This window comes from Flavobacterium sp. I3-2 (assembly GCF_013389595.1).
In the GTDB taxonomy this organism is placed as follows: Bacteria; Bacteroidota; Bacteroidia; order Flavobacteriales; family Flavobacteriaceae; genus Flavobacterium.
Map to the genome: position 1 here is coordinate 1,121,926 of NZ_CP058306.1, position 17,035 is coordinate 1,138,960.

General features: G+C 30.7%; 15 protein-coding genes. 11 read left to right on the top strand and 4 right to left on the bottom strand.

Features of this window, described 5'->3' with window-relative positions:
* From HW119_RS05270 to HW119_RS05320, 11 genes are all read left to right on the top strand, one after another.
* Positions 1-636: an outer membrane beta-barrel protein gene (locus HW119_RS05270; protein WP_177761862.1), complete on the top strand. Its 636-nt coding sequence runs from the start codon at positions 1-3 to the stop codon at positions 634-636.
* Positions 637-707: 71 nt separating this feature from the next.
* Positions 708-1,079, top strand: a complete 372-nt coding sequence (locus HW119_RS05275; protein WP_177761865.1) for a 3-hydroxyacyl-ACP dehydratase — start codon at positions 708-710, stop codon at positions 1,077-1,079.
* A gap of 1 nt (position 1,080) precedes the next feature.
* The gene (locus HW119_RS05280; RefSeq protein WP_177761867.1) at positions 1,081-1,563 is read left to right on the top strand and encodes a hypothetical protein; all 483 of its coding nucleotides are present in this window, start codon (positions 1,081-1,083) and stop codon (positions 1,561-1,563) included.
* Between the two features lie 4 nt (positions 1,564-1,567).
* On the top strand, positions 1,568-2,749 hold the full coding sequence (locus HW119_RS05285; protein WP_177761868.1) for a DUF2062 domain-containing protein: 1,182 nt from the start codon (positions 1,568-1,570) through the stop codon (positions 2,747-2,749).
* A 1-nt stretch (position 2,750) separates the two neighbouring features.
* The gene (locus tag HW119_RS05290; protein ID WP_177761870.1) at positions 2,751-6,419 is read left to right on the top strand and encodes a 1-acyl-sn-glycerol-3-phosphate acyltransferase; all 3,669 of its coding nucleotides are present in this window, start codon (positions 2,751-2,753) and stop codon (positions 6,417-6,419) included.
* On the top strand, positions 6,406-7,917 hold the full coding sequence (locus HW119_RS05295; RefSeq protein WP_177761872.1) for a phytoene desaturase family protein: 1,512 nt from the start codon (positions 6,406-6,408) through the stop codon (positions 7,915-7,917). Before HW119_RS05290 ends, HW119_RS05295 begins: the two co-directional genes overlap by 14 nt.
* Complete coding sequence (locus HW119_RS05300; RefSeq protein WP_177761874.1) at positions 7,910-9,571, top strand: C45 family autoproteolytic acyltransferase/hydolase; 1,662 nt, start codon at positions 7,910-7,912, stop codon at positions 9,569-9,571. Before HW119_RS05295 ends, HW119_RS05300 begins: the two co-directional genes overlap by 8 nt.
* Positions 9,568-10,854 carry a phenylacetate--CoA ligase family protein gene (locus tag HW119_RS05305; protein WP_177761876.1) on the top strand — a complete coding sequence of 429 codons (1,287 nt, stop codon included), beginning with the start codon at positions 9,568-9,570 and terminating at the stop codon, positions 10,852-10,854. Before HW119_RS05300 ends, HW119_RS05305 begins: the two co-directional genes overlap by 4 nt.
* A 46-nt stretch (positions 10,855-10,900) precedes the next feature.
* Positions 10,901-12,406: a glutamate--tRNA ligase gene (gltX, locus tag HW119_RS05310; RefSeq protein ID WP_177761878.1), complete on the top strand. Its 1,506-nt coding sequence runs from the start codon at positions 10,901-10,903 to the stop codon at positions 12,404-12,406.
* Between the two features lie 218 nt (positions 12,407-12,624).
* Positions 12,625-13,107 carry a hypothetical protein gene (locus HW119_RS05315; RefSeq protein WP_177761879.1) on the top strand — a complete coding sequence of 161 codons (483 nt, stop codon included), beginning with the start codon at positions 12,625-12,627 and terminating at the stop codon, positions 13,105-13,107.
* A gap of 63 nt (positions 13,108-13,170) precedes the next feature.
* Positions 13,171-14,148, top strand: coding sequence for an SPFH domain-containing protein (locus HW119_RS05320; protein ID WP_177761881.1), 978 nt, complete (start codon positions 13,171-13,173; stop codon positions 14,146-14,148).
* A gap of 78 nt (positions 14,149-14,226) precedes the next feature.
* Here the strand turns inward: HW119_RS05320 and HW119_RS05325 are convergent, their stop codons facing one another.
* From HW119_RS05325 to HW119_RS05340, 4 genes are all read right to left on the bottom strand, one after another.
* Positions 14,227-14,478, bottom strand: coding sequence for a DUF6327 family protein (locus HW119_RS05325; protein ID WP_177761883.1), 252 nt, complete (start codon positions 14,476-14,478; stop codon positions 14,227-14,229).
* 18 nt (positions 14,479-14,496) lie between these two features.
* On the bottom strand, positions 14,497-14,850 hold the full coding sequence (locus tag HW119_RS05330) for a competence protein (RefSeq protein WP_177761886.1): 354 nt from the start codon (positions 14,848-14,850) through the stop codon (positions 14,497-14,499).
* 6 nt (positions 14,851-14,856) lie between these two features.
* Positions 14,857-15,186 carry a YtxH domain-containing protein gene (locus tag HW119_RS05335; RefSeq protein WP_177761888.1) on the bottom strand — a complete coding sequence of 110 codons (330 nt, stop codon included), beginning with the start codon at positions 15,184-15,186 and terminating at the stop codon, positions 14,857-14,859.
* A 90-nt stretch (positions 15,187-15,276) separates the two neighbouring features.
* Positions 15,277-16,959, bottom strand: coding sequence for a glutamine--tRNA ligase/YqeY domain fusion protein (locus HW119_RS05340; protein ID WP_177761890.1), 1,683 nt, complete (start codon positions 16,957-16,959; stop codon positions 15,277-15,279).
* Positions 16,960-17,035: the final 76 nt, after the last annotated feature.

A 17,035-nucleotide genomic window follows, 5' to 3' on the forward strand; every position in this document is an offset into this window, starting at 1 on the left:
ATGAAAAAATTAGTTTTAGCACTTACGTTTTTTGCCTTCGCACAAACCAATGCACAAGTTACTTTTCAGCCAGGTGTAAAAGCTGGATATTCTGCTTCGACGATAGCAAATATTGGAGCTGATTACCGTAGTGATTTTTATGTTGGTGGCTTTGGATTATTAAAACTGACTAAAGTTTATAATATGCAATTTGAAGTGATGTATTTACGTCAAGGAGCTACGAATTTTAAATGGACTCAAGTTGAATATGGAAATATAAATACACAAACATTCAGAACTGATGACATCAAATTGAATTATATTTCATTGAACTTTATTAATAAATTTAATTTAGAAAAATTCAATTTCCATGCAGGTCCAGGTTTAGATATTAAAGTTTCTGAAGACCCATATAATAGCTATGATTATTATAATTATGGAAATTATTACGATTCATATCCTTATACTTCAAATAGCAGTGTGGATTTAACTTTCAATTTTGGATTAGGATATCAAATTACACCAAATTTAGGATTTGATGCTCGAATGAGAATTGGTATTATAGAACCGATTGATATAAATGGTGGATATTATTTTGATAATGCGAACTTAAATAAATCTTTTTTAATCGGATTAAATTATACTTTTAATAAATAAAACTTTCTGAAAAGAAAGTTTTTTTTTCGTTTTACTAAATACATGTATATTTACAACTTATTAGAAAACTTATGTTATTAAACGATTTTTATAGTTTAACTAAATTAGAAAATATGAATGATTCAAACTACAAAGCTTTGATTCATTTAAATGCTTCGCACGATATTTTTAAAGGACATTTCCCCGATAATCCTGTAACACCAGGTGTTTGTATGTTGCAAATCATTAAAGAAATTACAGAGAAAATTGTTTCTAAAAAATTGTTTATGAATCAATGTTCTAATGTAAAATTTATGGCTTTGATTAATCCAGAAGTAAATCCTAATTTGGTTTTAAGTATTGAAATAACTGAAACGGCAACAAACGTATACAAAGTTAAAAACACCACAACTTTTGATGAAACTGTGGCATTAAAATTGGTTTGTAATTTTAAAACTATTTAAAATGAAAACGTTATTATTCTTATTCGTCTCAATTTTTGCTTTTCAAAATATGTCACTTTCAGAGATTAGAAAAGCTTATGCTACAGCAAATTCAAGTAAACAAAATGCGCTGAAATTTTATGATGAATTAGATAATTATTCTGGTAGTAATCAAACAATTTTAGCTTATAAAGGTGCTGCTTATGCATTGCAATCTAAATATGTTGGTACGAAAGAATCTAAAAAAGAAAATTTTACCAAAGGTGTTGCTTACATAGAAAAAGCAATTAAAGCAGAACCAAATAACATTGAAATTCGAATGATTCGTTTAAGTGTTCAAGAAAACATTCCAAAAATGTTGAAATACAAAATGAACATCAACGAAGATAAAAATCAAATTCTAAAGCTTTATGATTCGCAGACAAACGAAGTCAAACAATTGATAAAATCGTACGTTAAAACATCTAAATCTTTTACAGAAATTGAAAAGAATAAATTGAAATAAATAAATGATTTCAGCAGATAAAATAATAACACAAAAGCCTTTAAACCTAAGTATTTGTGTTATTATACCTACTTATAACAACGAAAAAACTTTACGCCGTGTAATCAACGGCGTTTTGTTGTTTACAGACCAAATTATTATTGTAAACGACGGTTCTACAGATAGTACGCCAATAATTCTCGAAGATTATAAACAAATTACCCAAATTCATTTCGATAAAAATAAAGGTAAAGGAATGGCTTTGCGTGTTGGTTTTGAAAAAGCCAAAACATTAGGTTTTTTACATGCGATAACTATCGATTCGGATGGACAACATTTTCCTGAAAATTTACCTCTTTTTGAAAAAGAAATTTTAGAAAGTGAACATCCGGTTTTATTAATCGGAAGTCGAAATATGACGCAAGAAAATGTTCCAAAGAAAAGTAGTTTTGGAAATAAATTTTCAAATTTTTGGTTTTGGTTCGAAACCGGAAAAACATTAACCGATACGCAATCTGGTTTTCGATCGTATCCGTTACAAAGTATTCCAAATCGTTTTTTTACGCCTAAGTTTGAATTTGAAATCGAAGTTATTGTACGTTCATCTTGGAAAGGAATTGAAGTTAAAAACATTCCAATCGACGTACTTTACGACCCAACCGAACGTGTTTCGCATTTTCGTCCGTTTAAAGACTTTGCAAGAATTAGCGTTTTAAATACCGTTTTGGTAACCATTGCATTGTTGTATATCAAACCGAGAGATTTTGTTCGTAAATTCAAAAAAAAAAGCTTTAAACAATTTATAAAAGAAGATGTTCTTGCAAGTAACGATTCTATCGAAGTTAAAGCTTTGTCAATCGCTTTAGGAACTTTTATTGGTATTGCGCCACTTTGGGGATTTCAAACGTTTTTATCTATTTTTTTAGCTGTTGTTTTCAGATTAAATAAAGTTTTGTCATTCGTTTTTTCGAATGTAAGTATTCCGCCAATGATTCCAATAATTATTTATTTATCATTAAAAACAGGTGGTTTATTTGTTTCTCAAAAAGCCGATTTTGTTTTTTCTTGGGATGCGATTTCTACCGAATTTATCAAGATTCATCTATTGCAATACATCATCGGAAGTTTGGTTTTAGCAGTTACGACAGCTGCCATTTTTGGATTATTAAGTTATTCATTATTACTTTATCATAAAAAAAGAAATTAAAATGCATATTTTCTTTTACAAAATACATCTTTGGATTCAGAAAAATAAAGCTTTTGCTCTGATTGGAGCTTTTGTTTTTTTAGGAATAACTGCTTTTTTTGCTTCACAAATTAAATTTGAAGAGGACATTACGCGTATTATTCCCAAGAATGAAAAAACAAATGTTACGTCAAAAATCTTACAACAATTAAATTTCACTGATAAAATTGCTGTCATCATCGAAAAAGATTCTTTAGGAAACGTAGATGATTTAACTCAGGTTGCGAATCAATTTTTAGATACTATTCCTGTTGCAGATGCTTATATCAAAAATATTCAAGGTCATTTTGATGAAGATTTTATTACGCATGCATTTACTTTTACGAATGAAAATTTGCCGATGTTTTTGGATGCATCCGATTATAAGCAAATTGAAAATAAACTTCAAAAAGATAGCATCGCTTTAAAAGTTTCGCAGAATTATGAAGCTTTAACTTCGCCTTCATCTATTGTAACAAAAGATTTTATTGTAAACGACCCGTTAGGAATTTCGTTTATCGCTCTGAAAAAACTTCAAAATTTTAATGGCAATAGCGACTTTATTCTTAAAGATGGATTTTTGCTAACTAAAGATGAAAGTAAATTATTACTATTTATAAATCCCAAATTATCTGGAAGCGAAACTGAACAAAACACTAAGTTTTCTGAAATTTTATATGGAATTCAATCGCAATTAAATCAAGAATATAAAAACAAAGTAACCGTAGATTATTTTGGTTCATCGTTAATTGCAGTGGCCAATGCAAAACAAATTAAAACCGATATTTTAACTACTGTTGCCGTTTCTATGACCGCATTGATGTTGTTGTTAGTTTTGTTTTACCGAAAAATTTTAATTCCAATTATTATTTTTCTTCCTTCTGTTTTTGGAGCTTTTGCTGCACTTTGCTTTTTATATTTTTATAAAGATTCCATTTCTGCAATTTCATTAAGTATCGGAGCCGTTTTGTTAGGAATTACCATCGATTATGCCTTACATATTTTAACGCATTACAAAGCTACGAGCGATGTAAAATCGTTATATAAAGAAATTACAAAACCTTTGTTAATGAGCAGCTCTACAACAGCAGTTGCCTTTATTTGTTTGCTGTTTGTCAATTCTGATGCACTTAAAGATTTAGGTATTTTTGCTGCAATTGCTGTAATGTTTTCGGCATTTTTTTCGTTGTTGATTATTCCGCATTTGTACAAACCTTCAAAAAATGAACTTAAAGAAAGTTCAATTATCGATAAACTGGCTGGATATTCGTTTCATTCAAGCAAAGTTCTTTTGGCTATTAGTTTGATTTTAATCGGAATTAGCTTTTTTACGTTCGGAAAAGTTTCTTTTGATGACGATTTATCTAAGATTAATTTTATTCCGAAAGAATTACAAGCGTCAGAACGTAAACTCGAAGCTACATCAGATGAAACTTCTAAAGCTTTGTATTTAGTAAGTCACGCCGCATCATTAGATAGTTTATTGCAAATCAATTCTGAATTGTATGCTAACTTATCTGATAATAAAGACAAGTTGAATGTCCTTGAAATCGCATCGGTTGGAAAGATTGTTTTATCTGAAAAAGAACAATTACAAAAAATAGAAAAATGGAATGCGTTTTGGGATTCAAATCGTATCGAAAATCTTGAAAAACAACTCATTTCTGAAGGTGCTATTTATGGATTTAAACCAACAACGCATCAACCATTTTATGATGTGCTTCGCAAAGATTTTCAACCACTTAAATTAACGGATTATAAAGAATTAAATCCTGCATTTGTTGACGAATTTATAACTGAAAAAGACGGGTTTTTTACGGCTGCTACAACGGTTAAAATTCCTGAAGAAAAAAGAGATGAATTTGTAGCTCTTTTCAATCAGGACAAAAACATTACCGTAATTGACCGTCAACAAATGAATGAAACTTTTTTAGGCGAATTGGTTTCGGATTTTAATAACTTAATCAATTATTCATTTTTGGCAGTTTTAATCATTCTTTGGTTTTTCTTTAAACGAATTGAATTGGTTTTAATCAGCTCAATTCCAATTGCAATTACTGGTTTTATTACCGCAGGTTTGATGGGATTGTTTGGAATTGATTTTAATATTTTTAGCACCATTGTTTGTACTTTGATTTTTGGACATGGAGTCGATTTTAGTATATTTATGACAAGTGCATTACAAAAAGAATATACAACTGGTAAAAACGAATTACAAGTTTATAGAACCTCAATTTTATTAGCGGTTTTAACGACTATTTTAGCAATCGGTGCTTTGATTTTTGCGCAACATCCTGCATTAAAATCAATTGCTGCGGTTGCCTTAATTGGTGTTTTTTCTGCGGTATTAATCACTTTTGTTTTTTACCCAATTTTGTTCAAAATCGTTATCAGCAATCGACCAAGAAAAGGGAAATCGCCGGTAAGTTTGATTTTGTTTTTACAAACCGTTGTGTTTTTTATTTATTATGCTGTATTCGGAATTTTATTATCTATTGTTCTTCGAATCTTACTAAAAATATTACCTGTTTCTAAAAACAAACGCTATAAAATTTTTGGTAAAGCGATGTCCATTTTTCAGTATAGCGTTTTACATTTAAAACCTACGGTAAAGAACCGATTGATAAATCCGAATAACGAAACTTTTAAAAAACAAGCGATTATTATTTCAAATCATACTTCGTTTTTAGATACCTTGGCAATTGGAATGTACAATCCAAATATTGTTTATTTAATTAACGATTGGGTTTACAATTCTCCAATTTTCGGACGTGCGGTTCGTGCAGCAGGTTTCTTTCCTGTTTCTGAAGGTTTAGATGGCAATGTCGATAAACTTAAAGAACGTTTAGGAAGCGATTTTTCTTTGATGATTTTTCCTGAAGGAACGCGTTCGTATTCAAACGAAATGTTGCGTTTTCATAAAGGAGCATTTTTCTTGGCAGAAAAACTTCAATTAGATATTTTACCGATTTATATTCAAGGGAATTCTGAAATCATTCCAAAAGGAGATTTTATTATTTACGACGGACAAATCATCGATTATGTTGATGAACGAATTACGCCAAATGACGAACGCTTTGGAATTGGTTATGCAGAACGAACCAAAAAAATCAGTAAATATTGCAAAACTAAATTCGATGAAGTTCGCTTACAACTAGAAGATGAAAATTATTTCAGACAAAAATTATTTTTAAGCTTTTTATACAAAGAAGAAGGAATTGTCAAAGAAGTAAAATCTGATTTTAATAAAAATAAAAGAACGTATCATCAATTAAATCTGTTTGTTGCTAAAAACGAAAAGCTAATTCATTGGGCAAATAATTACGGGCAAATCGATTTTCTGTTAACCATGCAACAAGCTAACAGAAACATACAAACCGTAATTTCAGATGTAGAAAAAAGTGATATTGCTTCAACTAATTACATCACTAAGATTCGAAAAATTATATATTTCAATCAACTGAATGATGTTGATGAAACTCGAAAAACGTTATTGATTTCTTGCGATAATGCGTTGGAAATTCCAAATCAAATCGAAAAAATCATCGTTTTAAAAATCAATAATTATTTCACAGAATTCGTTAATTTTAAAAAGATTAATGAAACAGACCAAGTAATTGTTTTCCAAAAAGATTCAAATGAAAAAGTATGATGTTGTTGTAATCGGTAGCGGTTTAGGCGGTTTGGTTTCTGCTTTGATATTGGCAATGGAAGGCAAAAAAGTTTGTATTCTAGAAAAAAACAATCAATACGGTGGTAATCTTCAAACCTTTGCGCGTGATAAAACCATCTTTGATACCGGTGTTCATTACATTGGAGGTTTGGCTGAAGATGAAAATTTATTCAAATATTTTTCTTATTTAGATATTATTTCGGAGTTAAAGCTTTCAAAATTAGACGAAAATGGTTTTGATTTGATTTCGTTTTCTAAGGACGAAAATCAATTTCCACACGCTCAAGGTTACGATAATTTTATAAATCAATTATTAGTTTATTTTCCTGACGAAGAAAAAGCTATTCGAAATTACGTTGAAAAAATTCAAGAAATTTGCGATTCATTTCCGATGTATAATTTAGAAAACGGATTTGGTTATAACGAAGATTTTTTACGAATAAACACCATCGATTTTTTAAAAAGCATTACATCAAATACAAAATTAATAGCGGTTTTATTAGGTTCTAATTTTTTATACGCATTAAACAAACAAACGCCATTTTACGTACATGCATTAAGCGTAAATTCGTACATAAATAGCGCTTGGCGTGTAATTAAAGGCGGCAGTCAAATATCCAAAATATTAATCAAGAAACTTAGAGCGTTCGGTGCAGATTTGTTTAAACATCAAGAAGTAATTGGTTTTGAAACTTCTGATAATAAGATTAGTTTTTGTTTCACTAAAACCGAAACTTTTCTTGCAGATATTTTTATTTCTAATATCAATTTAAAACACACTTTAAATTTAGTTGGATTTGAGAAATTTGGAAAACCGTTTTCAAATCGAATCAATTCATTAAAAGTTGTTCCTTCGGTTTTTAGTTTGCATTTGGTTTTAAAACCCGATACCATTCCCTATTTCAATCATAATTTGTATCATTTTAAAGATGAAAATGCCGTTTTAAATTCGGCTTTTGAACAAGGAGAAAATTGGCCACAAATGGCAGTGATTACAACAGGATTGAGTAAAGAAAATCAGAAGTTTTGTGAGAGTTTAACCGTGATGACTTACATGAATTTCGATGAAGTTTCGCAATGGGAAAATACTTTTAATACGGTTAACGATGTTTCAAATCGCGGATTAGATTATCTTGCTTTTAAAGAAAATCGTACAGAAAGACTTTTGCGTTTGGTCGAAGAAAAATTCCCGGATATTAAATCAAATTGCATTTCAATTTATGCTTCTACTCCGCTTTCTTACCGCGATTATATTGGTTGCGAGCGCGGAAATATGTATGGATTTGAAAAAGAATCTGATGCGCCAATGAAAACATTTATTTCATCTCGAACTAAGGTAAAAAATTTATTTCTTACTGGACAAAATGTTCGAATGCACGGAATTTTAGGTGTTACCATTTCTGCTTTTGCTACCGTTTCAGAAATTATTGGAAAAGAATATTTGTTTGATAAAATTAATACGAAACCTGATGAATAAGCATTCAATATTTATCTTTTTGATAAGTTGTTTTCTGATTTCATGCGGAGCGCAACAAATAAAAAAGCAAGAGCAAATTTTCGCAAGCAATAAAACAGACAAATTTAATTTAGTTGTTGAAAATGATAGTATACGCGTTATTGATGATAATTTTCTTTTGAAAAATAAAGTCGGTAATTGGGAAATGTATGTTTCGGGTTCACCGGCAGAAATTGGTGCAAAAATGGGAATGTTATCTCAAGATTTATATCATTTTCAAGAAAGCGCTTTGTTCGAGAAAGTCGAAAATTTAATTCCAAATCAAAACAAGCAAAAATTTTTATTTCATTTTTTACAATTTTATAATCGCAATTTAAGTAATCATGTAACCGACGAATACAAAGAAGAAATTTATCATTTAGCGCAATTTGCTTCAAACGATTACGATTATCTTTCATCAAAATACAAACGATGTTTGTTTTTACATGGCGCTCACGATATTGGTCATGCTTTTCAGGATTTGATGTTGGTTGGTTGTACGTCGTTTGCCGTTTGGAATACCAAATCTGTTGATAAGAATTTGTTGGTTGGACGAAATTTCGATTTTTATGTAAACGACGATTTTTCTAAAAATAAAATCATTGCCTTTGTAAAACCTGATGCTGGTTATCCGTTTGTTTCGATTACTTGGGCTGGCATGATTGGTGTTACTTCCGGAATGAATCTCGAAGGAATTACCGTTACTTTAAACGCAGGAAAATCGTCAATTCCGATGCAATCCAAAACGCCGATTTCTTTAATTGCTCGTGAAATTCTTCAATATGCAAAAAATATCGATGAAGCTATTGCGATTGCCCAAAGTCGTGAAGTTTTTGTTTCTGAATCTATTTTAGTTTCAAGCGGAAATGAAAATAAAGCGGTTATTATTGAAATGGCTCCCGATAAATTTGGAGTTTATGAACAAGAAAATGCAAACGAAATTATTTGTTCAAATCATTTTCAAAGTGAAGTTTTTGAGAACGATGCAAGAAATACGGAACACAAACAAAAATCACATTCAAATTATCGTTGGGATAAAGTTAGCGAATCGCTTAATCATTTTGACGAATTAGATTTTAAAGATGCAATTTCGATTTTACGAGATACCAAAGGTTTAAATGAAGCCGAATTAGGTTTAGGAAACGAAAAAGCCTTAAATCAATTGTATGCGCATCATTCGGTCGTTTTTAAACCGTCAGAGAAGTTGTTTTGGGTTTCATCAAATCCCAATCAATTGGCAGCTTTTACAGCTTATGATTTAGACGAAGTTTTCAATTCTGAAAGAAAATTCGTGCCATCAAGTTTAATGATTGATAGTTTGTTTGTCGAAGAAGATGCATTTATTGATTCTGAAGCTTTTAAGAATTTTGAAACTTTTAAAACATTTGATGTTTATGTCGATAAAAAAACGGCTAACAACGAAAAAATTTCTGAAGATGAAATTTCGTATTATATAAAATTAAATCCCGAATTTTGGTTGGTTTATTTTAAAATTGGAAAATATTATTATTTACAAAATCAGTTCGAAAAAGCTCAAATCTATTTTGAAAAAGCTTTGAATAAAGAAGTTACAACCGTTTATGATATCGAAACCATAAACGATTATTTGCAAAAAATCAGAAAAAAATTACAATGATTCCAAATATAGAAACGCAATCCATCGCAGCAATCAAAACATTTCAAGAAACAAAACTTCAAGAATTGTTGGTTTATTTACAGAATCATTCGCCCTATTATCGTGAGTTGTTCTTAAAAGAAAACATCAATATCCAAGAAATTAAAACCTTGGAAGATTTGCAACGTTTGCCAATTACGACCAAAACAGATATTCAGTTAAATAACGAATCGTTTTTTTGTGTTCCGATGACAGAAATCATTGATTACGCAACAACTTCCGGAACATTAGGTGATCCTGTAACTTTTGGATTAACAGATAAAGATTTAGATCGTTTGGCTTACAACGAAATGATTTCTTTTCAATGTGCAGGAATTCAAAAAGGAGATTTGGTTCAATTAATGACCACCATAGACCGCCGATTTATGGCTGGTTTGGCCTATTTTTTAGGACTTAGAAAATTGGGTGCAGGAGTTATTCGTGTTGGTGCTGGAATCCCACAATTACAATGGGATTCTATCTTAAAATACAATCCAAAATATCTGATTGGCGTTCCTTCTTTTTTGCTGAAATTAATTGAATATGCCGAACAAAATAATATCGATTACAAAAATTCAAGCATTAAAGGTGTTGTTTGTATTGGAGAAGCTTTGCGCACATCTGATTTAGAACCTTCGATTTTAGCTAAACGAATCAGCGAAAAGTGGGATGTTAAATTGTTTTCGACTTACGCTTCTACCGAAATGAGTGCAGCTTTTACCGAATGTGAATATCAAGTTGGTGGACATCATCATCCGGAATTGATTATTACCGAAATTTTAGATGACAACAATCAAGTGGTTGCTGATGGCGAACTAGGCGAATTAACTATAACAAACTTAGGAATAGAAGGAATTCCGTTGTTACGTTTTAAAACCGGAGATTTGGTTCGTAAACATTCTAATCCGTGTGAATGCGGTAGAAATACGTACAGAATCGGTCCTGTTGAAGGTCGAAAACAACAGATGATTAAATATAAAGGAACCACGCTTTATCCGCCGGCAATGCAAGATGTACTTTCTCATTTTGAAGAAATTAAAATGCATTTAATCGAAATTGAAACCAATGACATCGGAACCGATGAAATCAATATCCGAATTCATTCCGAAGATGAATCCATCGAATTTTTGTCTAAAATAAAAGATTATTTCAGAGCCAAATTACGTGTAACTCCAAATATCGTGTTTGATGACCCAAAAGAATTACAAAAAATCATCTTTAACCCTTTAAGTAGAAAAACCATTACTTTTATTGACAAAAGATAATTTTCAAATTGTTGATAGTTGTATATTTGTAAAAAATTAAATGCAAATGTCTAAGCAAGTTAGAGTGCGTTTTGCACCAAGTCCGACTGGACCATTACATATTGGCGGCGTAAGAACTGCCCTTTTTAATTATTTATTCGCAAAAAAAAATAACGGAACTTTTTATATCCGTATTGAAGATACCGACCAAACTCGTTTTGTTCCTGGAGCTGAAGCTTATATTTTTGAAGCTTTGAAATGGTTGGGAATTGAACCTGATGAAACCATCGAGAAAAACGAAAAATTTGGACCTTACCGTCAAAGTGACCGCAAACATTTATATAAGGAATTTGCTTTACAATTGATTCATAACGGCTCAGCTTATTATGCTTTTGATACACCAGAAGAATTAGATGTTCTTAGAAAACAAGCTGAAGCTGATGGTAAAACATTTATTTACAATCATACGATTAGAGAAGAGTTAGCAACTTCTTTAAATATGACGCACGAAGAATTAGATGCACGTTTGTATAATAACGATGCTTACGTGATCCGTTTTAAAACTCCAATTGACGAAACTTTAGTAGTTAACGATTTGGTTCGTGGCGAAGTTAAATTCAATACGTCGTTGTTAGATGATAAAGTTCTTTTCAAGTCTGATGGAATGCCAACGTATCATTTAGCAAACATTGTTGACGACCATTTACAAGAAACTTCTCACGTAATTCGTGGCGAAGAATGGTTACCTTCACTTCCACTTCACTTTATGTTATATCGTGCTTTTGGATGGGAATCTCCAGAATTTGCACATTTACCCTTGATTTTAAAACCTGTAGGAAACGGAAAATTATCTAAACGTGATGGTGATAAATTAGGTTTCCCTGTTTTCCCATTAGAATGGACTTCAGAAACAGGAGAAATATCTTCTGGTTACAGAGAAAAAGGATATTTTCCAGAAGCTGTTGTTAACTTCTTAGCTTTATTAGGATGGAACGACGGAACAGATAAAGAAATTTATACGATGGATGAATTAACACAAAGTTTTGATATCAGTCGTGTGAATAAATCGGGTGCTAAATTTGATCCAGAAAAGAATAAATGGTTCAATCACCAATGGTTAATTTCTAAGACAGACCTAGAAATTGCTGAATTATTTTTACCAGTTTTAGAAGCAAAAGGAATTGCAACTGATATCAATTATGTTGAAAAAGTGGTTGCATTAGTAAAAGATCGTGCGAATTTTGTGACTGAACTTTATGATTTATCTGATTTCTTTTTTGTTGCTCCGACAGAATTTGATCCCAAAGCATTAAAAAACTGGAAAGAAGATACAAACGAATTGTTAGATAAAGTTGCTGTAGTTATCAATTCGATTGATGATTTCGAAGCTAAGAACATTGAAACAGCCGTAAAAAATTGGATTACAGAAAACGATTTACCAATGGGTAAAATCATGCAACCATTACGAGTTTCAATTGTTGGTGCCATGAAAGGACCAGATTTATTCGAAATAATTTCTATGCTAGGTAAAGCTAATGTTTTAGAAAGAATTTCTAATACTTATAAGATATAACTAAAAATTAACGTAAAAATTTAAAATATTGTTTTGAATTATGTTTTTAAATTTTATATATTTGAATACTTTAAATAAACAAATGCCCTTGATTATTTTAAAGTATTGATATTTTTTTCATATCAACAAACAACAATTTTTTTTTTTTCTAAATTTTCTAAAATCCCATCTCTTTGGGATTTTTTTTATATACTTGTGTAACGTTAAAAAAATGTTTTATGAAAAAAATCAGTTTATTTTTTATCCTTTTTGGATTATTAACTATTGTTTCTTGTAGTTCTGATGACGGAACACCTACTAATGAAGTAAATCCAACTCCAAATGTAGTTGAATGGATTCCAAAACAAATTATTGTAGAAGCTATTAATTATCAACTTGATTATCCGCATGCACAAGGTTGCCCAAATGATTATATTCGTATTGTAAATAATAACTCAGCGATTTTATTTGAGCACGAACAAGGTACCTGTGCGATTACAGAAACGGAACAAGCTTGGAATCGAAATGGAAATCAAATTTCATTAACTCTTTTTGATACAAATATCACTGGAACTGTTGTAACAGAAAACAATACCGAAATGATTATTCAAGTTTCCGTGAATCAGATTTCAGGTTTGATAACTCTTTTATATCCAGAAGTAGCAGATTATATTGGTTTATTGGCAAACACAAATGTGAAAATTATCTTACTTAAAAAGTAAGTTTGTTTTAATATTCTAAAAAAATATTGTATTTTCACTAAATTAATTAATAAAAACTAACTTATGTATCCAATCTACATTATTGTAATAATTTTAATTATTATATTATTAAGTTCCTTTTTTACTGTAAAACAGCAAAGTGCTGTAATTGTTGAACGTTTTGGAAAATATAATTCTATTCGTCAATCAGGTTTACAGTTAAAAATTCCAATAATTGACCGAATTGCTGGTCGTGTTAACTTAAGAATTCAGCAATTAGATGTAATTATCGAAACGAAAACAAAAGATAACGTGTTTGTTAAAATGAAAGTTTCCGTTCAGTTCAAAGTGGTACAAGATCGTGTTTACGAAGCTTTTTATAAGTTAGAATATCCGCATGATCAAATTACTTCTTATGTATTCGATGTTGTACGTGCTGAGGTTCCTAAATTAAAATTAGACGATGTTTTTGAACGTAAAGATGATATTGCAATAGCAGTTAAACGCGAATTAAATGAAGCAATGATTGCTTATGGATATGATATCATAAATACGTTGATTACGGACATTGATCCAGATATTCAGGTAAAGAATGCGATGAATAGAATTAATGCCGCAGATCGCGAAAAAACAGCTGCAGAATATGAAGCAGAAGCAAGTCGTATTCGTATCGTTGCAAAAGCTAAAGCTGAAGCAGAATCTAAACGTTTACAAGGACAAGGTATCGCGGATCAGCGTAGAGAAATTGCTCGTGGTTTAGTAGAAAGCGTTGATGTATTAAATAAAGTTGGAATCAACTCTCACGAAGCATCTTCTTTAATTGTTGTTACTCAACATTATGATACGTTGCAAGCAATCGGAGCAGAAAATAACTCTAATTTAATTTTGTTACCAAACTCACCTCAAGCGGCAAATGACATGTTGAATAATATGATCACATCATTTGCAGCAAGTAATCAAGTTTCTGAAACAATGAAGGCTAATAACGCAAAGCCTAAAAAAGATAGCAGAATAGATGATTTTGAAAAACCATCTCAAGATTTATATTCAGATGATATTTAATTATAAAACCCAAAAAAAACCGCTTTCAAAGCGGTTTTTTTTATACTTATATTTCGTAAATAAAGCTATAGAATAAGCTTATTTTCTTTTAAAAAGTCTTCGTACAAAGAATTTTAAAATGGTTGTGAATATAAAAACTTTAAATTGTTTTGATTGACCGATTGAATTACCTAAAGAACTCATTCCAAGTTTAAACAAGTTACCTGTTGTAAATTGATTTGTAATATGTTCTGAAGATTCGATTATTTTTAGTAATCTTATCTCGCGTTCAATTTTTAAAATTTCTAACTGTTTATCTATTTCAGCATAAGAACTGTATGATTTTTTCATAATTAAAACTGCTAAAGATTAATTGTTATAGAAAATGTCCGATAACTTTTTGATAACCGGAATATCTATAAGTGCTTTTCTGTTTAAATAAACGATTGCACAAATAATTAAGTAAATACCGCCAATTATTAAAAATCCTAAAGTATTACTATTTAAAAGAGTTCCTAAAGCAAAAGCTGCAGCAAACGATATAAATAATAGTGCTATTGATAGAAAAAGAGCTAAAAGAAAAATCTTTAGTATTAAACTAAATGCTTTTGAGCCAATTTTTAATCCTAACAATTGATAATATTCAACGTTATGATCAATAAAAGCTTTTGCATCGTCTTTTATTTTTTTTAAATCTTCTTTTAATTCTTCGTTCAAAGCCATTTTAAATTATTTTGAATTAATTGATTGCGCTTCTTTTTTCAATTCTGCTAATTTCTTTTCTAAAACTTCAATTACGTTTTCTGTTTTACTTCCTGCCTTTTTAACATAAGAGTTGATTGTCGATTCTAAATCTTCTTTCTTATCGCTCATCATTGATTTAACTTGACTTTTTAAATCATCAAATTTATGAGCAATTTCGTCGCTTCCTGATTTTATTCCTCTTCCTAATCTTTTGCGAGTTTTAGATCCTTGATCTGGAGCTAATAAAATTCCTGCTACTGCTCCCACTGCTGCTCCAGCTAATATTGCTACGATTGTTCCGCCTGTTCTTCCCATAATTTTTTTATTTATAGTTTAATTTTGACTAAAGTTAATAAAAAAAAGATTTTTTAGCAATTGAAATCACTGAAAAATCTTTTTTATTATTTATTTGGTTTCTACTTTAGCCCAAGTATCTTTTAAACCAACAGTTTTATTAAAAACTAATTTATCTGTTGTAGCATCTTTATCTACTGCAAAATAGCCTAAACGTTGGAACTGAAATTTATCACCATCTTCTGCAGTTTTCAAACTCGGTTCTAAATAACCGGTGATCACTTTTAAAGAATCTGGATTGATAAATTCTTTGAAATCAACTTCTTTGTTTCCGTCTGGATTTTCGTTTGTAAATAAACGATCATACAAACGAATCTCTGCAGGTATGGCATGCGGAATCGAAACCCAATGAATCGTTCCTTTTACTTTTCGTTTCGAAGCTTCACTTCCACTACCTGATCTCGAATCTGGATCGTAAGTAACGTGAATCTCTAAGATGTTTCCGTTTACGTCTTTTACAACACTTTCACCTTTGATGATGTACGCATTTTTTAAACGAACTTCTTTTCCTAAAGTTAAACGGAAGTATTTGCTGTTTGCTTCTTCTAAGAAATCATCTCTTTCGATGTATAATTCTCTTGAGAAAGGAACTTTTCTGTAAGTAACTTCTTCTGCTTCTGGATTGTTTTCGGCATCTAACCATTCTTCTTGTCCTTCAGGATAATTAGTAATTACCAATTTAACCGGATCAAGAACCGCCATTACACGATCCGTAATTTTATTTAAATCTTCGCGAACACAGAATTCTAATAACGAAACATCAATTAAGTTGTCGCGTTTTGCGATTCCAATCGTATCAGCAAAGTTACGAATTGCAGCAGCTGTATAACCTCTTCTGCGCATTCCAGAAATGGTTGACATACGCGGATCGTCCCATCCTGCAACATGTTTGTCTTGAACTAATTGTAATAATTTACGTTTAGAAACTACCGTATGTGATAAATTTCTACGTGCAAATTCACGTTGTTTTGGACGAACTTTATTTTCAACACAAACTTGATCCAAGAACCAATCATATAATTCTCTGTGTGATAAAAATTCTAATGTACAAAACGAATGTGAAATTTGTTCAACATAATCGCTTTCTCCGTGCGCCCAATCGTACATTGGATAAATACACCATTTGTCACCTGTTCTGTGGTGAGATGCGTTGATAATACGATACATAATCGGATCACGCATCAACATATTAGTTGCTGCCATGTCAATTTTTGCACGTAAAATATGTTCTCCTTCTTTGAATTCGCCGTTTTTCATTCTTTCGAATAAATCAAGGTTTTCTTCAACCGAACGATTTCTATATGGTGAATCTTCTCCTACTTGAGTTGGAGTTCCTTTTTGTTTTGCAATTTCTTCAGAAGATTGACTATCAACGTAAGCTTTACCTTTTTTGATTAACTCAATTGTCCAATCGTATAATTGTTGGAAATAATCAGAAGCATAAACTTCTTTATCCCATTTAAAACCTAACCATTCAACGTCTTTTTTTATCGCATCAACAAATTCTTGCTCTTCTTTAGCCGGATTTGTATCGTCAAAACGCAAGTTCACTGGCGCATCATAATCAATACCTAATCCAAAGTTTAAGCAAATTGATGAAGCATGTCCAATGTGTAAATATCCGTTTGGTTCTGGTGGAAAACGGAAACGTAATTTATTTTGTGACAAACCATTTTTAAGATCTTCTTCGATGATTTGTTCTATGAAATTCAATGATTTTTCTTTTGTTGACATATTCTTGAATTAAGATTACAAATTTACCAAATTTTATTGATTTATTTGATATAGATTTTTGCTGTAAAAAATACTA